This window comes from Pseudomonas koreensis, assembly GCF_024169245.1.
Classification (GTDB): domain Bacteria; phylum Pseudomonadota; class Gammaproteobacteria; order Pseudomonadales; family Pseudomonadaceae; genus Aquipseudomonas; species Aquipseudomonas koreensis_F.
In genome coordinates this window covers 119,487-136,933 of record NZ_JALJWP010000001.1, presented here as the reverse complement: position 1 = coordinate 136,933, position 17,447 = coordinate 119,487, and the positions used below count along the sequence as shown (strand labels likewise).

General features: G+C 59.4%; 18 protein-coding genes and 1 tRNA gene. 11 read left to right on the top strand and 8 right to left on the bottom strand.

Going from position 1 to position 17,447, the window contains the following annotated elements; all coding sequences use genetic code 11:
• The first annotated feature begins 20 nt into the window (after nt 1-20).
• The 3 genes from J2Y90_RS00595 to J2Y90_RS00585 are packed head-to-tail and all read left to right on the top strand — an operon-like array spanning nt 21 to nt 3,702.
• Nucleotides 21-2,381 (top strand): PEP/pyruvate-binding domain-containing protein, encoded by a 2,361-nt coding sequence (locus J2Y90_RS00595; protein WP_253495720.1) that lies wholly within the window; start codon nt 21-23, stop codon nt 2,379-2,381.
• The gene (locus tag J2Y90_RS00590; protein WP_253495718.1) at nt 2,378-2,980 is read left to right on the top strand and encodes a gamma-glutamyl-gamma-aminobutyrate hydrolase family protein; all 603 of its coding nucleotides are present in this window, start codon (nt 2,378-2,380) and stop codon (nt 2,978-2,980) included. Before J2Y90_RS00595 ends, J2Y90_RS00590 begins: the two co-directional genes overlap by 4 nt.
• On the top strand, nt 2,977-3,702 hold the full coding sequence (locus tag J2Y90_RS00585) for a phosphocholine cytidylyltransferase family protein (RefSeq protein ID WP_253495716.1): 726 nt from the start codon (nt 2,977-2,979) through the stop codon (nt 3,700-3,702). The genes J2Y90_RS00590 and J2Y90_RS00585 overlap by 4 nt, the downstream gene beginning before the upstream one ends.
• Before the next feature lie 69 nt (nt 3,703-3,771).
• On the opposite strand, the gene J2Y90_RS00580 is transcribed toward J2Y90_RS00585, so the two are convergent.
• The 3 genes from J2Y90_RS00580 to J2Y90_RS00570 form a co-directional block, all read right to left on the bottom strand.
• Nucleotides 3,772-4,473 carry a hypothetical protein gene (locus J2Y90_RS00580; RefSeq protein WP_253495715.1) on the bottom strand — a complete coding sequence of 234 codons (702 nt, stop codon included), beginning with the start codon at nt 4,471-4,473 and terminating at the stop codon, nt 3,772-3,774.
• 133 nt (nt 4,474-4,606) lie between these two features.
• Nucleotides 4,607-5,011 (bottom strand): GNAT family N-acetyltransferase, encoded by a 405-nt coding sequence (locus J2Y90_RS00575; RefSeq protein WP_253495713.1) that lies wholly within the window; start codon nt 5,009-5,011, stop codon nt 4,607-4,609.
• A gap of 38 nt (nt 5,012-5,049) precedes the next feature.
• Nucleotides 5,050-5,970, bottom strand: coding sequence for a LysR family transcriptional regulator (locus tag J2Y90_RS00570; protein WP_253495711.1), 921 nt, complete (start codon nt 5,968-5,970; stop codon nt 5,050-5,052).
• Nucleotides 5,971-6,072: 102 nt separating this feature from the next.
• Between J2Y90_RS00570 and J2Y90_RS00565 the strand changes: the two genes are divergently transcribed.
• Nucleotides 6,073-7,245 carry an aspartate aminotransferase family protein gene (locus J2Y90_RS00565; protein ID WP_253495709.1) on the top strand — a complete coding sequence of 391 codons (1,173 nt, stop codon included), beginning with the start codon at nt 6,073-6,075 and terminating at the stop codon, nt 7,243-7,245.
• Between the two features lie 123 nt (nt 7,246-7,368).
• Here the strand turns inward: J2Y90_RS00565 and J2Y90_RS00555 are convergent, their stop codons facing one another.
• The 3 genes from J2Y90_RS00555 to J2Y90_RS00545 form a co-directional block, all read right to left on the bottom strand.
• Complete coding sequence (locus tag J2Y90_RS00555) at nt 7,369-9,288, bottom strand: alkaline phosphatase D family protein (protein ID WP_253495707.1); 1,920 nt, start codon at nt 9,286-9,288, stop codon at nt 7,369-7,371.
• 70 nt (nt 9,289-9,358) lie between these two features.
• Nucleotides 9,359-10,081, bottom strand: coding sequence for a hypothetical protein (locus J2Y90_RS00550; RefSeq protein WP_253495705.1), 723 nt, complete (start codon nt 10,079-10,081; stop codon nt 9,359-9,361).
• 100 nt (nt 10,082-10,181) lie between these two features.
• The gene (locus tag J2Y90_RS00545; protein WP_253495704.1) at nt 10,182-10,547 is read right to left on the bottom strand and encodes a hypothetical protein; all 366 of its coding nucleotides are present in this window, start codon (nt 10,545-10,547) and stop codon (nt 10,182-10,184) included.
• Nucleotides 10,548-10,661: 114 nt separating this feature from the next.
• Here J2Y90_RS00545 and J2Y90_RS00540 point away from each other — a divergent pair, with 114 nt between their 5' ends.
• Both J2Y90_RS00540 and J2Y90_RS00535 read left to right on the top strand, forming a co-directional pair.
• The gene (locus tag J2Y90_RS00540; protein ID WP_253495702.1) at nt 10,662-11,411 is read left to right on the top strand and encodes a hypothetical protein; all 750 of its coding nucleotides are present in this window, start codon (nt 10,662-10,664) and stop codon (nt 11,409-11,411) included.
• A gap of 45 nt (nt 11,412-11,456) precedes the next feature.
• Nucleotides 11,457-11,825 carry a PH domain-containing protein gene (locus J2Y90_RS00535; RefSeq protein ID WP_039761415.1) on the top strand — a complete coding sequence of 123 codons (369 nt, stop codon included), beginning with the start codon at nt 11,457-11,459 and terminating at the stop codon, nt 11,823-11,825.
• Between the two features lie 18 nt (nt 11,826-11,843).
• Here J2Y90_RS00535 and J2Y90_RS00530 read toward each other — a convergent pair whose 3' ends face one another.
• Nucleotides 11,844-12,173 carry a hypothetical protein gene (locus tag J2Y90_RS00530; protein ID WP_253495700.1) on the bottom strand — a complete coding sequence of 110 codons (330 nt, stop codon included), beginning with the start codon at nt 12,171-12,173 and terminating at the stop codon, nt 11,844-11,846.
• Nucleotides 12,174-12,393: 220 nt separating this feature from the next.
• Here J2Y90_RS00530 and J2Y90_RS00525 point away from each other — a divergent pair, with 220 nt between their 5' ends.
• Nucleotides 12,394-12,642 carry a DUF6429 family protein gene (locus tag J2Y90_RS00525; RefSeq protein ID WP_253495698.1) on the top strand — a complete coding sequence of 83 codons (249 nt, stop codon included), beginning with the start codon at nt 12,394-12,396 and terminating at the stop codon, nt 12,640-12,642.
• A gap of 93 nt (nt 12,643-12,735) precedes the next feature.
• On the opposite strand, the gene J2Y90_RS00520 is transcribed toward J2Y90_RS00525, so the two are convergent.
• Nucleotides 12,736-12,820: transfer RNA gene (locus tag J2Y90_RS00520), tRNA-Leu, on the bottom strand.
• Nucleotides 12,821-12,928: 108 nt separating this feature from the next.
• Between J2Y90_RS00520 and queA the strand changes: the two genes are divergently transcribed.
• The 4 genes from queA to secD all read left to right on the top strand — a co-directional run bounded on the left by queA (nt 12,929) and on the right by secD (nt 17,439).
• Nucleotides 12,929-13,993, top strand: a complete 1,065-nt coding sequence (gene queA, locus J2Y90_RS00515; RefSeq protein ID WP_083353529.1) for a tRNA preQ1(34) S-adenosylmethionine ribosyltransferase-isomerase QueA — start codon at nt 12,929-12,931, stop codon at nt 13,991-13,993.
• 14 nt (nt 13,994-14,007) lie between these two features.
• Nucleotides 14,008-15,123: a tRNA guanosine(34) transglycosylase Tgt gene (gene tgt, locus J2Y90_RS00510; RefSeq protein ID WP_160768392.1), complete on the top strand. Its 1,116-nt coding sequence runs from the start codon at nt 14,008-14,010 to the stop codon at nt 15,121-15,123.
• Between the two features lie 43 nt (nt 15,124-15,166).
• Complete coding sequence (gene yajC, locus J2Y90_RS00505) at nt 15,167-15,505, top strand: preprotein translocase subunit YajC (protein ID WP_253495696.1); 339 nt, start codon at nt 15,167-15,169, stop codon at nt 15,503-15,505.
• Nucleotides 15,506-15,570: 65 nt separating this feature from the next.
• Entirely contained in the window at nt 15,571-17,439 is a 1,869-nt protein-coding gene (gene secD, locus J2Y90_RS00500) for a protein translocase subunit SecD (protein ID WP_016773318.1), read from the top strand.
• Nucleotides 17,440-17,447: the final 8 nt, after the last annotated feature.

The window sequence follows — 17,447 nt, the reverse complement described above, 5'->3', positions numbered from 1 at the left end:
CTCTATCAATGGAAGACGACATGCAGTCGATGACTTTAGCCAGTCCCTTCGAGTTTTCCGGTAAGGCCGGAACGCTGGAAAGCCTTGCCCCGTTCCTGAAAACCGGCCGGGTGCTGCCATTGCACCGGTTCACCGTTGCCAATTGGCGCAACAAGCCACAGGCGATTCTGGATTATTGCGCTCGGCGCTTTGCCGATCAGCCGATGATCGTGCGGTCGAGCAGTCTGACCGAAGACCAGGACGGCACGTCTGGCGCCGGCATGTATGACTCGGTTGGCAACGTGCGTGGGGTAGCGGCGCTCAAGCAGGCCATTGAACAGGTGATTGCGTCCTACGGCGAGGCCCGGGACTTCGACGAAGTGCTGATTCAAAGCATGGCCACCGGCGTACTGGCCTCCGGGGTCGCGATGACGCGTGATCCGGAAACCGGCCTGCCGTATTACGTCGTCGATTATGTTCCCGGCGAGGGCACGGACGGCGTCACGGCCGGGACCGGCACGGTGCATTCGTTTGTCGCCATCAAGTCGCAATGTGGCGTAGAACCTGCGGCGCTCAAAGGTTTGTTTGCATTGCTCGCCGAAGTCGAGGAACTGACCGAGCGCGATGCGCTGGACATCGAATTTGCCATCACTGCCGACGGACCGTTGCTGTTCCAGGTGCGCCCGATGACCGGCTCGGGTGTTGAAAATATCGACACCCAAGCCGATTCAGCCTTGCGTGCGGTGCTCGACAGCGAAGTGGTTTTGCTTGAAGGCCTGGCGCGCAAGACTCGTCAGCCCGAGCTTGGCTTGAATGCCTTTCTGGGCTTGATGCCGGACTGGAATCCGGCCGAGATGATCGGTGTCAAACCACGGCCGCTGGCCTATTCGCTGTACAAGGAATTGATCACCGATGTGAACTGGGCCTCGGCGCGGTTCCGTTATGGCTACCGTGACATGCGCAACAAACCGCTGATGTATCAGTTCAGCGGCTCACCGTACATTTGCATTCCCTACAGCGTCGAGTCGTTCATTCCGGCGACGTTGCCGCTGTCGATCGTCAACTCGGTGGTCAGCCAGTGCAGTGAGCACCTGGCAGCCCATCAGTCGCTGCACGACAAGATCGAGTTCTCCATCATCCCCACTTGCTTCACCCCACAACTGGCAGCGACACCGATCGAATCGATACCAGCGTTCAAGGGCCTGAACGCCATGCAGTGCAAGCTCTATCTAGGGGAGTTGAGAAACGTCACCGAGCACATTATCAGCGCCGATGGTCCGTTTTTCTCGGACCTGACCCGACTGCCGCGCATTGAGCAAAAAGCCGAACGGCTCGATCGCTACCATGAAAATGACGATCCGCTCCAGCGCCTGCGCCACGCACTGGCGGATGCCAAGGTCGTCGGCGAAGTGTTTTCCGGCGTCGCGCGGGCGGCCTTCGTTGCCACCGCAGTGATCAAGTCACTGGAAACCCAGCAGCGCATCCCGACGGGCTTTACCGACTGGATGATCGGCGGCGTACACACCGTCGGCCGCAAGATGGCGGATGACTTCCGCATCCTTCACAAAGAAGCGTTCCTGCGTCTGCACGGCCATGTGCGGCCAGGCACCTACGATGTGCGCGTGGCCCGCTACGACGAAAGCCCGGACGCTTACTTCGACTGGAACACCCCGCTGCAACGCGCTCACCGTGATGATGGGCCAAGGGTGATCAGCCGGGAAATCCGTCAAGCCGTGCAACAGGCGTTCGACGAGTGCCAGTTCCGTGTGTCGGCGGAGCAGTTCTTCAAGTTTCTCGACGCTGCTGTCGCGGCCCGGGAGAAGGTCAAATACCTCTACGGAGCATTCGTCTCCCAGGCACTCAAGGCGCTGGCCGGGTGGGGTCAACAGCACCAACTGAGCCTTGATGAACTGAGTTTCGCCAAGCTGAGCGATTTCATCGGCAACCCGGAAGAGATCCGCCTGGAAACGGTGCGCGACAAGATCGCCAGCAACCGCGCGCGCTGGCAATTGACTCAGGGTATTCGTACCCCGGTGATCGTCTGCAAGCCGCAGGACTTGCTGTCCCATGCAATCGAGTCGTGTAATCCGAACTTCATCACCCGCAGTGCCACAGAAGCGCCAGTCGCGGTGCTGCGGGCAGAGGAAACCAGCAAGCGCGATATCGAAGGCTGCATCGTCCTGATCGAGAATGCCGACCCCGGCTTCGACTGGATTTTCACCCACCGGATTGCCGGATTCATCACCGCCTACGGCGGGGAAAACTCGCACATGTCGATCCGCGCCCGGGAGTTCGCCATTCCTGCCGCCATCGGCGTCGGCGACGTCAAATTCCGCAGTCTGCTGTCGAGCTCCCGGCTGATTCTCGACTGTGCCGAGCGACGCATCCAGGTGCTGTCGTGACGTTGATTGCCGTGACCATGCTGCGCCTGTTCGACGCCTCGCGTGATGAATGGCGCGATGCGATTGATCAACGCTGGGCGCAGTTTCTCGCGCATTGCGCACTGCTGCCGTTGTACCTGCCGAACGATCCGCAGGTCAGTCGTGAGTTGCTGGAACGCCTGCAACCGGAAGGTGTGCTGTTGACCGGCGGCGGCAGTTGTCAGGCCCTGTCGGGCAGCGCCGATTGCCGGGATCAAACCGAAGCGATGTTGCTTGCATGGGCGCAACACAAGCAGTTGCCGGTACTCGGTGTGTGCCGCGGCATGCAAGTCATGCTGGCCGCTGCCGGGGGCATGCTGGAACGGGTCGCCGGCCATGTCGGCAGCCACGATATCAACTTTCGCGGTGTGAATCGGCGGGTCAATTCATTCCACGATTACGGTTTCTTTTCCGTAACGGCGGGCTACGAAATCGAGGCGCTGAGCGCGGACGGAGTGATCGAAGCGGTCAGCCATCCGGGCAAGCGCCATAGCGCAGTGATGTGGCACCCCGAACGCAACCCTCATTTTGACGATGCCGACATATCCCTGGTGCGGCAGGTTTTTGGAGTTTCACCATGAAGGCAATCATTCTCGCTGCGGGACGTGGCAGCCGCCTGGGATCGCTCACCGATCAGCGTCCCAAGGCTTTGGTCGAGTTCAACCAGACCCCGTTGATCGAGCGCACGGTGCGCACTTTACGCGCTGCTGGCATCAGCGAAATCGGGATTGTCGCCGGTTATCGCAGCGAGATGCTTGCGCCGTATGCCGATCGACTGTTCATCAACCCACTGTGGAGCACTACGGGTATTCGCCAATCGCTGAGCGCGGCGCAGGAATGGCTCGAGTCGCAACCGTGTGTGGTCAGCTACGGCGATATCTTTTATTCACCGTCGCTGGTGCGCGACCTGATGCACAAGGACGAGGATATCGACCTCGGATATGACCCGCAGGCCGTCAAATTATGGCAGCAGCGGTTCGACAATCCGCTGGATGATATGGAACGCTTCGTCATCGATAACGGACGGATTTGCCAGATCGGTCATCGTGCCGAGTCGCTGGAGCAGATCCAGGGGCAATACATGGGCTTGTTCAAACTCACCCCCGCCGGCTGGCAGGCGCTGAGTGCGCAACTGTCCGGATTGACTGCCGAACAGCGTGATCAGGTCGATATGACCTCACTGTTTTCGCGGGCGATCGAAGCAGGCGTGCGCGTTGCCGGGACACCGACACTGGCGCCGTGGGGCGAAATCGATTGCCCGTCCGATGTGCAGTTGTACCAGCGGATTTATCCACAGCTGTGATTCCCGCTGTCGGCAAAAAGCCCCACGTTGCATGACAGCATGGGGCTTTTTTTCGTCTGGCGTGCCGGTTTACTGCGCGGCGATGCTGTAGCCATCGAACGCCGTCTGCGTTTGCAGAGCGGTGATAATGTTCTTGCGGTTGACCGCGTGTTCGGTGCCGGCATTGTCGACGAAGGTTTCGCCGTCGAGCTCGGCTTCATCGCCTTCACCCACGAAAGTAAAACCGAGAAACTCCAGCGCCTCGCGATCAATGCTCAGTCGCGAACGCGGGGTGCGCATTGGCAGGGTCACGCTGGCGCCGTCCTTGCTGATGGTGAAGATTTCCACTTCTTTCTTCTTCGCAGCTTTGCTCTTGCCGCCGCTCGGATTGCTGATCGCCTGATGGGTCTGATTCAACACCTTCAGCGCAAGGCCATAGACGATTTCCTGAAATGCCGGATCGTCCTTGAAGCTGGACAGAATGCGTCCGATCGAGAACTTGCTGCTCAGGTCTTCCAACGCGGCAATATCGGCTGCCTCGGCGTCTTTCAGGCGCTTGAGTTCGCCCATCAGCTCGTACGCCTTGTCGTCATCAAAGCTGTCATGCGCCTGACGGATCGCCGCACGCAACTCGCGGATCTGGTCGCTTTCGCGGGTCGACTGGAACGCGTCCAGGACCATCTCGCTGATGATTTTGGCTTGTGGCAGGTGTTGTGAAAGATTGATGGAGTTTTCGTATTCCGCTTTGGACGACTGGGTGACTACGGATTCAGCGGTGTTGAAATCGGACATTGAAATTTCACTACTTTTTAACTTGAGTTGAGGCGAGAAAGCACGAGGTCTTTTTCAGGCCGCCTAATTTAGGGGAGCGGGGCGGCGTTGTCACGGAGCAACGGGCTGGTGGTCGGGATTTTTCCACTGCGCGCTATTTGCGGCGCGGACGTTCCATGGCAATCACGGAGGTCTCAAAGCCCAGGCTGGCAAAGAAAGCTTGAGCTCCCTCGCGTCCAGCGCGTAGAACCCAGGTGATGTCCGGGTTGTCGCCCATGACGTGCTCCACCAGTGCCCGGCCGATTCCCTTGCGCCGATGCTGGTCATTGACCACCACCATCGACAGGTAACCGTTAGACAATCCGTCGGTAATCGCTCGAGCGAAACCGACAATCTGCTCGCCTACGAGCGCGACAGCCGTGCGCTGCGAATTGTGAATCAAACGAGCAAAAGAGTCGGCTTCACCAGTGCGATGGCCCCAACCATTCTGGCCGAGAAACAGCCTCGCCGACTCTGTTTCGCTGGGATGCAAGTCGCGCACGGTCAGGGTGTCTTTCATGGGGCTATAAGTCCTTTGCAATTTTCCATCGCGAATGATTAGGGCCGGCCTACGTCAGGCTTGCCCCACGTGCGCATCGCAAACTCGACAAACCGTCTCAGCTTCGGCAATCGATAGCGATCCTGCGCGTACAGCAGGTGCATCGGTCGGCTCGGTGGTTGGTAGTCGGCCATCACCTTGACCAGTTTGCCGTCGCGCAAGTCCTGTTCCACCAGCGCATCGGGCAGCATCATGATGCCCATGCCGTTGCGCGCCGCCTGATGCAGTCCGGCGGAGCTGTTGATCAGCATCGGCCCGCTGACGTCGACGAGGACTTCGCCTTCCGGCCCGCTGAGACGCCAGCGTTTTTCCACTGATTGCCAATCATCGCCGGCCGGGTAGGCGAAGGACAGACAATCGTGCTGCTGCAAATCCTGTGGCGTGTGCGGCATGCCGCGTCGCGCGATGTATTCCGGAGAGGCGCAGACGGTCAGGGTGTAGTCGATCAGGGGGCGGGCGATCAGGTTGGACTGGTCGAAATTGCCCAGCCGGAACGCTAGATCGAGGCCGTTCTCCAGTAGATCCGGACGGCTGTTGGTCAGCACCACGTCGAGTTTCACCTGCGGATACAGCAACGAATATTCGCTGAGGGCCGGGGTCAGTCGTTCGACGCCGAAAGTCAGCGGTGCGGTGATGCGCAGCAAGCCGCGCGGCTCATCCGACGCTTGTTCGGCAAGGCGTTCCGAGTCGGCCACTAGGCCAAGCACTTCCAGGCAGCGTTGATAATAAACGCTACCGAATTCAGTCAGGCGCTGGCGCCGCGTGGTGCGTTGCAGCAGTTGCACACCGAGTCGTTGCTCCAGTGCGCGCAGGTGATTGCCCACCATCGTCGTCGACATTTCGCACTTCGCGGCGGCTGCCGTCATGCTTCCGGTCTCGACCACTTTGACGTAAACGCCCATTGACTGGAACAGATCCATTATCAAGCTCGGCTTTTAAATGATTGAAGTTTTTCCGGGTTTATCCAGCTCAGGTGGCTAACCATACTGCAAAAACACCGACCTGCAATGGAGTTTCACGTCATGACCGCCGCCCTGATGAACACCTACCAACCACTGGCCCTGAGTTTCACCAAAGGCCTGGGCACACGCCTGTGGGATCAGTCGGGGCGCGAATACCTGGATGCCGTTGCCGGTGTGGCGGTGACCAACGTCGGCCACTCGCATCCGCGCATTGTCTCGGCGATCAGCGAGCAGGCGGGATTGCTGCTGCACACCTCCAACCTGTACAGCATCGATTGGCAGCAACAACTGGCCAAGCGGTTGACGGCGCTGTCGGGGATGGAGCGCGCGTTCTTCAACAACTCCGGCGCCGAAGCGAACGAAACGGCACTGAAACTGGCGCGTCTGTACGGCTGGCGCAAAGGCATCGAGCAGCCGCTGGTGGTGGTCATGGCCAACGCTTTTCATGGCCGCACTCTCGGCACCTTGTCCGCCAGCGATGGCCCGGCAGTACGCCTGGGCTTCAACGAGTTGCCTGGGGATTTCGTCAAAGTGCCGTTCGGCGATCTCGCGGCGCTGGAGCAGATACAACGCAAACACGGCGCGCGCATCGTCGCGATTCTGGTCGAACCGATCCAGGGCGAAAGTGGCGTACAAATCGCGCCGGCGGGTTATCTCAAGGCCCTGCGCGACCTGTGCAATCGCCACGCCTGGCTGCTGATGCTCGACGAAATCCAGACCGGCATCGGCCGCACCGGGCAGTGGTTCGCTTTCCAGCACGAAGGCATCGTGCCCGACGTCATGACTCTGGCCAAAGGCCTCGGCAATGGCGTGCCGATCGGCGCCTGCCTGGCACGCGGCCGCGCGGCGGACCTGTTCACCCCGGGCAGCCACGGCAGCACCTTCGGCGGCAATCCACTGGCCTGCCGGGTTGGCTGCACGGTGCTCGACATCATCGAAGAGCAAGGCCTGCTGGAGAATGCGCGGGTGCAGGGCGCACGGTTACTGGAACGCCTGCGCGCCGAACTGGCAGACAACCCGAATGTGCTCGCAATCCGTGGGCAGGGCCTGATGATCGGTATCGAGCTGAAACAACCGGTGCGCGACTTGACGCTGATCGCCGCGCGGGATCATGGCTTGCTGATTAACGTGACTCGTGGCAAGACCATCCGCTTGCTGCCGCCGCTGACGATTGATGAGCGCGAGGTGGGGATGATTGTCAGAGGGGTTGGGCGCGCTCTGGCCGCACATTGATTGGTCTGCGCAAAACTCTGTGGGAGCGAGCTTGCTCGCGAGAGCGGTCGATTATTCACAGCAGATGTCGACTGCAATTGCGCCTTCGCGAGCAAGCTCGCTCCCACAGGTCAGCGCATGGCTTTAGTCCGGCACATCTCTAAACTCCGGCGCCAGCATCCTCGTCTTCTCCGCCCCATTCGAGTTGTGCTGAACAATCTCGCTCGGCTGCCCCTGCTCATTGAAAAACACCTGTCCAATTCCCGCCGAATTCCACAACCGTTCCCCGGCTTCGGCATGTTCCGGGGTATACGGAACGATGCGCATCAATCGGCGCTTGGTGAACCAGTTCAACGGCGAGCGTGGTGAGTAGAGCCAGCGGTTGAGGCGGTCGAACCATTCCAGCAGCGTTGGCGGGAATTCGTTCTTGATGCCGCTGCTGGTGATCTGCCAGATCCGTGGGCCGGCCTTGCGGTGGCGGATCAGGACTTCGTAGACGAAGGAATAATGCACATCGCCGGACAGCACCACGTAGTTCCCGGGTGTGCGCGAGTGTCGGAAAATGTTCAGGATCACCTGCGCAGCACCGCGATGGGCCATCCAGTTTTCCGCGTCGACCAGCAGTGGATAACCGCACCAGCTGAAGATTTTCTGCACGGTTTCAATCAGCTTCACGCCGAAGATCGGCGCCGGCGAGACGATGATTGCCGACGGGTGATCAAGCAGTTCCTGTTGCAGTTCGCTCAAGGCCTCCCAGTCGAGCAGGCCCGACGGTTGCTTGAGGGCCATCTCGCTGCGCCAGCGCCGCGTGCGCGTGTCGATCACCACCAGGGCAGGACTGCTCGGCAGGACGAAATGCCACTGCTGAAAACGCAATAACTGATCAATCAGATCGTCCTGCACCGGCATGTCCAGATAGCCGTCATCGCCACTGGCGCTCAGTTGTGCTGTCTGCTCCAGCACGCCCTTGAAGGCATCGGGATTGTTGCCCCAGCCCTGGCACAACAGATAAGCAATCAGCGCGTTGCCGATGATGCGCTTGGAGAACGGATGGCCGTAGGCAGTTTCTTCCCACTGTGCGGAAAGATTCCAGTCATCGGTAATGTCGTGATCATCGAAAATCATCAGGCTCGGCAGATGCGCCAGCGCCCGTGCGACTTTGCCCAGGCCCGCCTTGAAGGCATCGATGCGCGTCTGCTCAAGGTTGTAGCGTTTGCGGCGTTCGGGCGTCAGCGTCGGCGCGCTCGGATTGATCAGCGACCACGACGTCGGCGACCACACCAGCATGTACATCGCCATGACTTCGGCGAACGTCACCAGGTGATTGTCGGCACTGCTGCTGGTGAAAATCGGCTTACGCGCGCCACCGAAAAATCGCTCGCGCAAGGTCTCGTTGCTCTCCAGCGCCGGTAACAAATCCGCACGATGGTAGTAGCTGGCCGGGTGTTGGTAGAGCTTGGCGCTGTCGCTGACCACGGCACCGTCAAGGTGCTCATCGAACAGACCCAGACGCTCGATCAAGGCATGAATCGCCCGCAGCATCGGCCCGGCGACGTCATCGGCATAGACCTGATCACCACTCATCATCAGCAACGCCGGACGTTGCTGCGCATCGGTTTCGTCGGCCAGCAGTTGATCGACGCAGAGCAAACCGTCGGTTGCCGGATGATGCGGCTTGCGGCAGGAACCGTGGAGCAATTGGTCGATCCGCGAACGCACCACGAGGTTCGCGCAGGTGGCACCGGGATAAAGCAGGTGCGGTGCCCACTCAGCCATACCGAGGCTGCCGTCGATCAGCAGGTCGTAGTCGATGCGGGTGTCGCAGGGCAGGGCGCTTTCAAGTTGAACGTCGATCAGATGCACGGAGGCATGACGGCCTACGGCAATGACCGTGCATTTCTCCGAATCGAGCGGAATGTCTCCTACACCCTGCAGGCGCAAGGTCAGCGTCAGTTCACGCGAGCCCACCAGCCACAGCACCACGCGCGTCGGCTCCAGCCGCCGCAACAGCGGGCCGGCGACGATGGCGGGCAAAGGGTTCAAGTCATCCAGTGTTCGGGACATCCGCTTCAAAGCTCAGGGCGCACAGCCGGCGATGATAACGCAGCCGGCGCCGTGAACGCTTAAGCGAGGCTTAAGCCGAGGTTTTCTGCAGCTTCAACGCCAACAAACGCCACTCGCCCGACGACGCCTGCTCCTGCACCGAGCAGTCGAAACGGTAAGTGACATCGTCGCCGTTCATGTTGCGCGCAGTCAGGCTGTTGCTGAAGCTGTAGACCTGATCCTTGAAGCGCTTGGTAGTCAGCAACTGGCTGTCAGCGAAACGCGCCGATGCCGGGAAGCGCAAGGTGCTGGTGACCAACGGGCTGCACATGACATAAGCGAGCATCGACTTGTCGCTGTCCGCGTCGTGGCCAAGTTTTTTGCTCAGCGCGGTAAGCGCCTTGCGACCCTCGGCATCACTTTGCGCCAGCACCGTTTGCTCCGAAATCGACTTCGGCGCACGGCCGGCGTAGTTCGGCAATAGTGCGGAGTCGGGTGGCGATGGCTGATTGTCTGGCTCGATAGTTGCGAAGGTCGGAGCGGCGGCAAGTTGAGCGGCGGCCGTCGATTCGCTTTCAGGCAGCAGAGAAGTCGAATCGACGTTCTGCGCCATGACACCTTCGGGCTGCTCGTTTTTATACGCGGAGGGAAACAGCGAAAACGTGATCGACAACACCACCAGACCCACAATGAAACCGCCCGCCGCGCCGACGATATTGCCGTAGAAAATATTCCAGCTGCCACGGTTCTTCACCACCCAGCGCCACATAAAGCCCCAGGCAGCAACGAACGCCAGAAAACGCAGAAACTCCATTTGATCCTTTCCTTAACTTTCAACAATCCAAGCGCGGTGCGAGACGATCAGCGAGCGCCGATGATGCGCGGCAAGATAGCAAAATAGACGCGCCGTCCGGTTACGGTTGCGGAAAATAATTCACCGCCAGAAACATCAACGTGACCATGCCGGCGGCAAAGCCACAGACCCCCGCGAGCAGTTGACGGGCAACCGGATGCTCCGGCTGACGACGCTTGGCGATCCACAACCACACGCCCGCCAGAACGCCCGCGCTGGTCATGAATACCACCAGGCTGTTATGCAGTCCGGGCGTTGCCATAGTCGTGCCGAACAGCCCGTCATAAATCAGTGTGAAGACGATGCCCGCCACCACCGCGCTGCCTGCGCCAGCAAGGTTCGCCAACAACAGATTCCATTGCCCGCGCTGGCGCACCACCCAGAACCACATTGCCGCCATGACCACTAAACACAACACAGCATCCATCGGATTTCTTTCCTTGCGACAAAACTGAAACGGCGCATGAACGCCGCCGGAGAGTGGACGGCAAGATAGCAAAATAGTAGCGTCGCGCCATGCCTTCTCTGTAATGGACTACCCATGTTTTTCACAACCCGTTTGCCGCAACTGCTCGGCGTCCTCACCCTTGTCGCCGTCATCACCCCGACCTTCAGCTTCGCGCAAGAACACCCGCAAGCCAGCTGGAATTACTACCTCGCCAATTGCCAGCGGATGCAGGAGAAAATCGCCGACGTCCAGAGCGGTCGCGTCCCCGCTGCGTATGCACTAACGTCCGGCATGCAAGACAGCCTCGCCTCCATGAACGAGCGCCGCCTTAACCTGCTACCGCAACACCTCGACTCCAGCGAGTACGCTCACTGCGAAAACGTCGCCGCCCACGCCGAGGCAACCCTGGCCCAAGGCAAAGCCGAGTTCGCCGCGCAAACGCAACGGGGTGTGGAGGAGGGCCGTATTGCGCACCAGAACTCCCCCGCCTACCAACGCGCCCGTTCCCTCGGCTACAGCGACGTCGGCGACATCTCCTTCCTGAAACTGCACGAAGACACCGACGGCGAAGCCCGCCTGAAAACCATGCTGATCACCGTCGACGAAATCTGCGGCCAATACTTCCGCGCGACGCAATACGTGAAGCCCTATGTGATCTACACGGTGCGACCATCGGATGGCGGCTGTGGCGAAGTGAAGCGTGTTGCGATAGTTGGCGGAGGGCAACCAGAGAAGGGCGACTACATTAATCCCAACGGTGAATTTCAGTACATGGGCTGGAAAAAGCTGGTGGGCGCTGACGGCTTCCCAACGGATATTCGGGTGCTGAAGGCGCGTCGCTGATTTGAAGAAATACCAGGATGTTTTCTCAAGCAAGAGGATGGACACATGATCGACTTCAATAACAAAGGCTTCTTCAAACTCAAGCAGAACGACGAATACGCCGAGCGCGTCACTGCGCTGCTACTGGAAGGTGAACAAGTCATCGATTCCTACAAAGCCATGCGCGACGGGGTGGTCTTCACCAACAAACGCATCATTGCCGTCAACGTCCAAGGTATCACCGGCAGCAAAAAGGACTTCACCTCCCTGCCATACAAAAACATCGTCGCCTACTCCGTGGAAACCTCGGGCACGTTCGACTTGGATTCCGAGCTGGAAATCTACTTTTCGTCGCTGGGCAAAGTGAAATTCGAATTCACCGGCAAGACCTCGATGGTGGAAATTTCCAAGTACATCTCGAGCTATCTGCTGTAAGCATCGATTGCGCGGCACTCAAAGAATGTCGCGCAGATACCCCTTCAGCGCGAGCAGCGGCTGACCCAGCTGCTCCACCGACCGCGCCTGAGCCAACTCCGCCGACAACTTGCGCAACTCCCGCCCCAACGGCTTCTCGACCCCACCCAAGGCATCCAGCGCCACGTTCAGGCATTCGTTCATCTTGAACTGAATGGCCTCGACATCGCCGCGTTTCACCAGTAGCTCGAAAACATCTTTCTGATAATCGCCCATGACCATGTCATCGCGCAGGATCGGGCTCAGGCCCTCTTCTTCGTAGGCGAGTTTGAGGGAGAAAAGGGCGACGGTTTCCAGTGAGGTTTCCATGGGGATGTCTGTCAATGAAGTGAAGGGCTTGAGCCCAATGCGCGAAGTACCAGCGGAAGTCTATTTTGCGGGCGCGATTATACGGGCGGTCATCGCATTCGAGGCAACCAGCAATCGGGCATCTAAACCCACAAGCTCGCGCAGCATTGACATCCACTTTGATACGACGCTTTGATTACAAAGACTGAACATCAGCGGAGTGACCATCATGGAATACGACATGAAACTGATCGACGACGCCGTCCTCGCTCTCCTGGCAGCCTATAGCTCCGACGACGGCAATGCGTGGAAGGGGTATGACTTCGAGATCATGAACCGCTTGCACGAACAGGGTTTGATCAGTAATCCGGTGAACAGGAACAAGTCGATATGGTTGACGAAGGAAGGGTTGGAATGGGGGCGGGAGATTGCTGGGCGGATGTTTGGAGTGAAGGAGTCGGGTGGGCACCCATCCGATTCCGAAAACTGATTTGATCTTGGGTAGGAAAGCCAGATAGGCACCAACCACTTTTCTCACGACGAAAAAAAAGGCCTTGCTTTCGCAAGACCTTTTTCTCTGTGTTGGTGCCCCGAGGGAGACTCGAACTCCCACTCCTTTCGAAAACGGATTTTGAATCCGCCGCGTCTACCAATTCCGCCATCAGGGCTCAATGGCGGCGAAGTATAGAGAGGTGATTACCGTTGGTCAATCACGTTTCATGGTCAATTTTTGATATTTCCGCTAGACTTTCCGGCCCTGCTAGACGAACCCCATCATGCGCGTTGCTGACTTTACTTTCGAGCTTCCTGATTCGCTGATCGCCCGCCATCCGTTGGCCGAGCGTCGCGGTAGTCGCCTGCTGACCCTTGATGGGCCGAGCGGCGCCCTGGCACACCGTCAATTCACTGATTTGCTTGAGCATTTGCGCCCGGGCGATTTGATGGTGTTCAACAATACCCGGGTGATTCCGGCGCGGCTGTTCGGGCAGAAAGCGTCCGGCGGCAAGCTGGAAATTCTCATCGAGCGCGTGCTCGATGCGCACCGCGTGCTGGCCCATGTGCGCTCCAGCAAGTCGCCGAAACCGGGTTCGAAGATCCTTATCGACGGCGGTGGCGAAGCCGAGATGCTCGCGCGTCATGATGCGCTGTTCGAGCTGGGTTTTGCCGAGGAAGTCTTGCCGCTGCTCGATCGCGTCGGGCACATGCCGTTGCCTCCTTATATAGACCGCCCGGATGAAGGCTCGGATCGCGAGCGCTATCAGACCGTGTACGCGCAGCGACTGGGCGCGGTGGCGGCGCCGACGGCGGGGCTGCATTTCGATGAGCCGTTGATGCAGGCGATTGCCGCCAAGGGCGTCGAGACGGCGTTCGTCACGTTGCACGTCGGCGCGGGGACGTTTCAGCCGGTGCGGGTCGAAAAGATCGAAGATCACCACATGCACAGCGAGTGGCTGGAAGTCGGCCAGGACGTGGTCGATGCGGTCGCTGCGTGCCGTGCGCGTGGCGGTCGGGTGATTGCGGTCGGCACGACCAGTGTGCGTTCGCTGGAAAGTGCGGCGCGCGATGGTGTGCTCAAGCCGTTCAGTGGCGACACCGACATCTTTATCTACCCGGGCCGGCCGTTTCATGTGGTCGATGCGCTGGTGACCAATTTCCATTTGCCGGAATCCACGCTGTTGATGCTGGTTTCCGCGTTTGCCGGTTATCCCGAAACCATGGCCGCCTACAAGGCCGCCGTGGAAAACGGTTACCGCTTTTTCAGCTACGGGGATGCGATGTTCATCACCCGCAATCCCGCTCCAACTGCCCCTGAACAGTCGGGCCCAGAGGAAACAGAATGAGTCGCGAATGTCGAATGTCCTTTGAGCTGCTGGCCACCGATGGCAAGGCTCGTCGTGGTCGCCTGACCTTTCCCCGTGGCACCGTCGAGACCCCGGCATTCATGCCGGTCGGCACCTACGGCACGGTCAAGGGCATGCTGCCGCGCGACATCGTCGCCACTGGCGCGGAAATCATTCTGGGCAACACCTTTCACCTGTGGTTGCGTCCCGGCACTCAAGTGATCAAGGAACACGGCGACCTGCACGATTTCATGCAGTGGAAAGGTCCGATTCTTACCGACTCCGGTGGCTTCCAGGTGTTCAGCCTTGGCGCGATGCGCAAGATCAAGGAGGAGGGCGTGACCTTCGCTTCTCCGGTCGACGGCGCCAAGGTGTTCATGGGCCCGGAAGAGTCGATGCAGGTGCAGCGCGATCTCGGTTCCGACATCGTGATGATCTTCGACGAATGCACGCCGTACCCGGCTGACGAAGACGTCGCGCGCGTATCGATGGAATTGTCGTTGCGTTGGGCGCAGCGTTCGAAGAATGCTCACGGTGACAACACTGCAGCGCTGTTCGGCATCGTCCAGGGCGGCATGCATGAAAACCTGCGCATGCGCTCGCTCGAAGGCCTCGACAAGATCGGCTTCGACGGCCTCGCCATCGGCGGTCTGTCGGTGGGCGAGCCGAAGCACGAAATGATCAAGGTGCTGGATTATCTGCCGGGTCAGATGCCCGCTGACAAACCTCGTTACCTTATGGGCGTTGGCAAACCGGAAGATCTGGTTGAGGGTGTGCGCCGCGGTGTGGACATGTTCGATTGCGTGATGCCAACCCGTAATGCCCGCAATGGGCATCTGTTCATCGATACCGGTGTGCTGAAGATCCGTAACGCGTTCCATCGCCATGATGAATCGCCGCTGGATCCGACCTGCGATTGCTACACCTGCCAGAACTTCTCGCGCGCTTATCTGCATCACCTGGACAAGTGCGGCGAAATGCTCGGCAGCATGCTCAATACCATCCATAACTTGCGCCATTATCAGGTGCTGATGGCTGGTTTGCGCGAGGCTATTCAACAGGGTACATTGGCCGCCTTTGTCGATGCCTTCTACGCCAAACGCGGACTTCCCGTCCCGCCTTTGGACTGAGTTTTCTGACCCCAAGATTCAACATTTGCAACTGGAGTGCTAAATGAGCTTTTTTATCTCTAACGCCATGGCTGACGCAGCTGCACCGGCTGCTGCAAGCCCAATGGGCGGCGGCTTCGAGTGGATTTTCCTGGTCGGCTTCCTGATCATCTTCTACCTGATGATCTGGCGTCCACAGGCCAAGCGCGCCAAAGAGCAGAAGAACCTGCTGAGCAGCCTGCAGAAGGGCGACGAAGTCGTGACCACTGGCGGCATCGCCGGCAAGATCACCAAGGTTGCCGATGACTTCGTGGTCCTGGAAGTGTCCGACACCGTGGAAATGAAGTTCCAGAAAGGCGCTATCGCCGCCACGCTGCCAAAAGGCACGCTGAAAGCGATCTAAGAGCAACAACTTCTACTCAATCGACGGGGCGCGCAAGGCGCCCCGCGTTCATAACGGGCGGCGTGATGCTGAACAAATACCCTCTGTGGAAATACATTCTGATCCTGGCGGTGCTGGCGATCGGTCTGATTTATTCCGCTCCCAATCTTTACCCCGATGACCCGGCCATTCAGATCAGCGGCGCCAGCACGGCTCTGCAGGTCAATGACGCCGATCTGGCTCGCGTCAGCACAGCGCTGAAAGAGTCCGGCATCAACGTCAAGGCGGCCACTCTGACCGCGGGCGGCAAGGGCGGTCTGATTCGTCTGAGCAAGGCTGAAGATCAGCTGCCGGCCAAGGATGTTGTGCGCAAGGCATTGGGTGACGACTATGTTGTCGCGCTGAACCTGGCACAGACCACTCCGCAATGGCTGCGCAACCTCGGTGCGCACCCTATGAAGCTGGGTCTGGACTTGTCCGGTGGTGTGCACTTCCTGCTCGAAGTGGACATGGACAAAGCCCTCGATGCACGCCTGAAAGTCTACGAAGGCGACGTCAAGAGCCTGCTGCGCAAAGAGAAGCTGCGCTATCGCAGCCTGCCGCAACTGGGCGGTGCCATTCAGTTGGGCTTCAGCGATGAAGACTCCCGCGAACAGGCCCGTGCGCTGATCCGCAAGAACTTCAACGATTTCGACATTGTTCCGGCCGACCTCAACGGTCAACCGGTGCTGCGTCTGGCGATGACCCCGGCCAAGCTGGCGGAAATCCGTGAATACTCCATCAAGCAGAACCTGACCACGGTCCGTAACCGCGTCAACGAGCTGGGTGTTGCCGAACCGATCGTCCAGCGTCAGGGCGCCAACCGCATCGTGGTTGAGCTGCCGGGCGTGCAGGACACTGCCGAAGCCAAGCGTATTCTCGGCAAGACGGCCAACCTTGAGTTCCGTCTGGCCGCTGAGCCGGGTGCGTCGAAAGCCACTTCCGAGTCGTTTGAATTCCGTGAAGGCAACCGTCCGCCAGCGCAGATCGAACGTGGTCTGATCATCACCGGTGACCAGGTTACCGACGCCAAGGCCGGTTTCGGCGAACACGGCACGCCTGAAGTGAACATCCGTCTGGATGGCCACGGTGGCGAGCTGATGAGCCGCGCGACCCGTTCCAACGTCGGTCGCAGCATGGCGGTGATCTTCATCGAACAGCGTCCGGTCACCACATACACCAAGCAAGTGGTTGATGGCGTCGAGAAAGACGTCGCGGTGCAGACGTTCAAGGAAGAGAAGAAGATCATCAGCCTGGCGACCATCCAGTCGCCGCTGGGTGCGCAATTCCGCATCACTGGCCTGAACGGTCAGGGCGAGTCGTCCGAGCTGGCGCTGCTGCTGCGTGCCGGTGGTCTGGCTGCACCGATGTACTTCGCTGAAGAGCGCACAATCGGTCCGAGTCTGGGTGCTGACAACATCACCAAAGGTATCGATGCGTCGCTGTGGGGCATGCTGTTCGTGTCGCTGTTCATCATCGCCATCTACCGCTTCTTCGGCGTCATCGCCACCGTCGCGCTGGCGGTGAACATGGTGCTCCTGCTGGCATTGATGTCGCTGTTGGGCGCCACGCTGACCCTGCCGGGTATCGCCGGTATCGTCCTGACCATGGGTATGGCGGTCGACGCCAACGTACTGATCTTCTCGCGGATTCGTGAAGAGATCGCCGCTGGCATGACGGTGCAGCGGGCAATCAACGAAGGCTTCGGCCGGGCATTCACCGCGATTCTCGACGCCAACCTGACCACCTTGCTGGTCGGCGGCATTCTGTTCGCCATGGGCACCGGCCCGGTGAAGGGTTTCGCAGTGACCATGTCCCTCGGGATCTTTACCTCGATGTTCACGGCCATCATGGTGACCCGCGCAATGGTCAACCTGATCTTTGGCGGACGTGACTTCAAGAAGCTGTGGATTTAAGGGGCTGC

Bases quoted from the DNA above. Each gene is read 5' to 3' on its own strand.
- J2Y90_RS00595 (WP_253495720.1), top strand. From the start codon at position 21: ATGCAGTCGATGACTTTAGCCAGTCCCTTCGAGTTTTCCGGTAAGGCC.
- J2Y90_RS00585 (WP_253495716.1), top strand. From the start codon at position 2,977: ATGAAGGCAATCATTCTCGCTGCGGGACGTGGCAGCCGCCTGGGATCG.
- J2Y90_RS00580 (WP_253495715.1), bottom strand. From the start codon at position 4,473: ATGTCCGATTTCAACACCGCTGAATCCGTAGTCACCCAGTCGTCCAAA.
- J2Y90_RS00575 (WP_253495713.1), bottom strand. From the start codon at position 5,011: ATGAAAGACACCCTGACCGTGCGCGACTTGCATCCCAGCGAAACAGAG.
- J2Y90_RS00570 (WP_253495711.1), bottom strand. From the start codon at position 5,970: ATGGATCTGTTCCAGTCAATGGGCGTTTACGTCAAAGTGGTCGAGACC.
- J2Y90_RS00565 (WP_253495709.1), top strand. From the start codon at position 6,073: ATGACCGCCGCCCTGATGAACACCTACCAACCACTGGCCCTGAGTTTC.
- J2Y90_RS00555 (WP_253495707.1), bottom strand. From the start codon at position 9,288: ATGTCCCGAACACTGGATGACTTGAACCCTTTGCCCGCCATCGTCGCC.
- J2Y90_RS00550 (WP_253495705.1), bottom strand. From the start codon at position 10,081: ATGGAGTTTCTGCGTTTTCTGGCGTTCGTTGCTGCCTGGGGCTTTATG.
- J2Y90_RS00545 (WP_253495704.1), bottom strand. From the start codon at position 10,547: ATGGATGCTGTGTTGTGTTTAGTGGTCATGGCGGCAATGTGGTTCTGG.
- J2Y90_RS00540 (WP_253495702.1), top strand. From the start codon at position 10,662: ATGTTTTTCACAACCCGTTTGCCGCAACTGCTCGGCGTCCTCACCCTT.
- J2Y90_RS00535 (WP_039761415.1), top strand. From the start codon at position 11,457: ATGATCGACTTCAATAACAAAGGCTTCTTCAAACTCAAGCAGAACGAC.
- J2Y90_RS00530 (WP_253495700.1), bottom strand. From the start codon at position 12,173: ATGGAAACCTCACTGGAAACCGTCGCCCTTTTCTCCCTCAAACTCGCC.
- J2Y90_RS00525 (WP_253495698.1), top strand. From the start codon at position 12,394: ATGAAACTGATCGACGACGCCGTCCTCGCTCTCCTGGCAGCCTATAGC.
- queA (WP_083353529.1), top strand. From the start codon at position 12,929: ATGCGCGTTGCTGACTTTACTTTCGAGCTTCCTGATTCGCTGATCGCC.
- tgt (WP_160768392.1), top strand. From the start codon at position 14,008: ATGTCCTTTGAGCTGCTGGCCACCGATGGCAAGGCTCGTCGTGGTCGC.
- yajC (WP_253495696.1), top strand. From the start codon at position 15,167: ATGAGCTTTTTTATCTCTAACGCCATGGCTGACGCAGCTGCACCGGCT.
- secD (WP_016773318.1), top strand. From the start codon at position 15,571: ATGCTGAACAAATACCCTCTGTGGAAATACATTCTGATCCTGGCGGTG.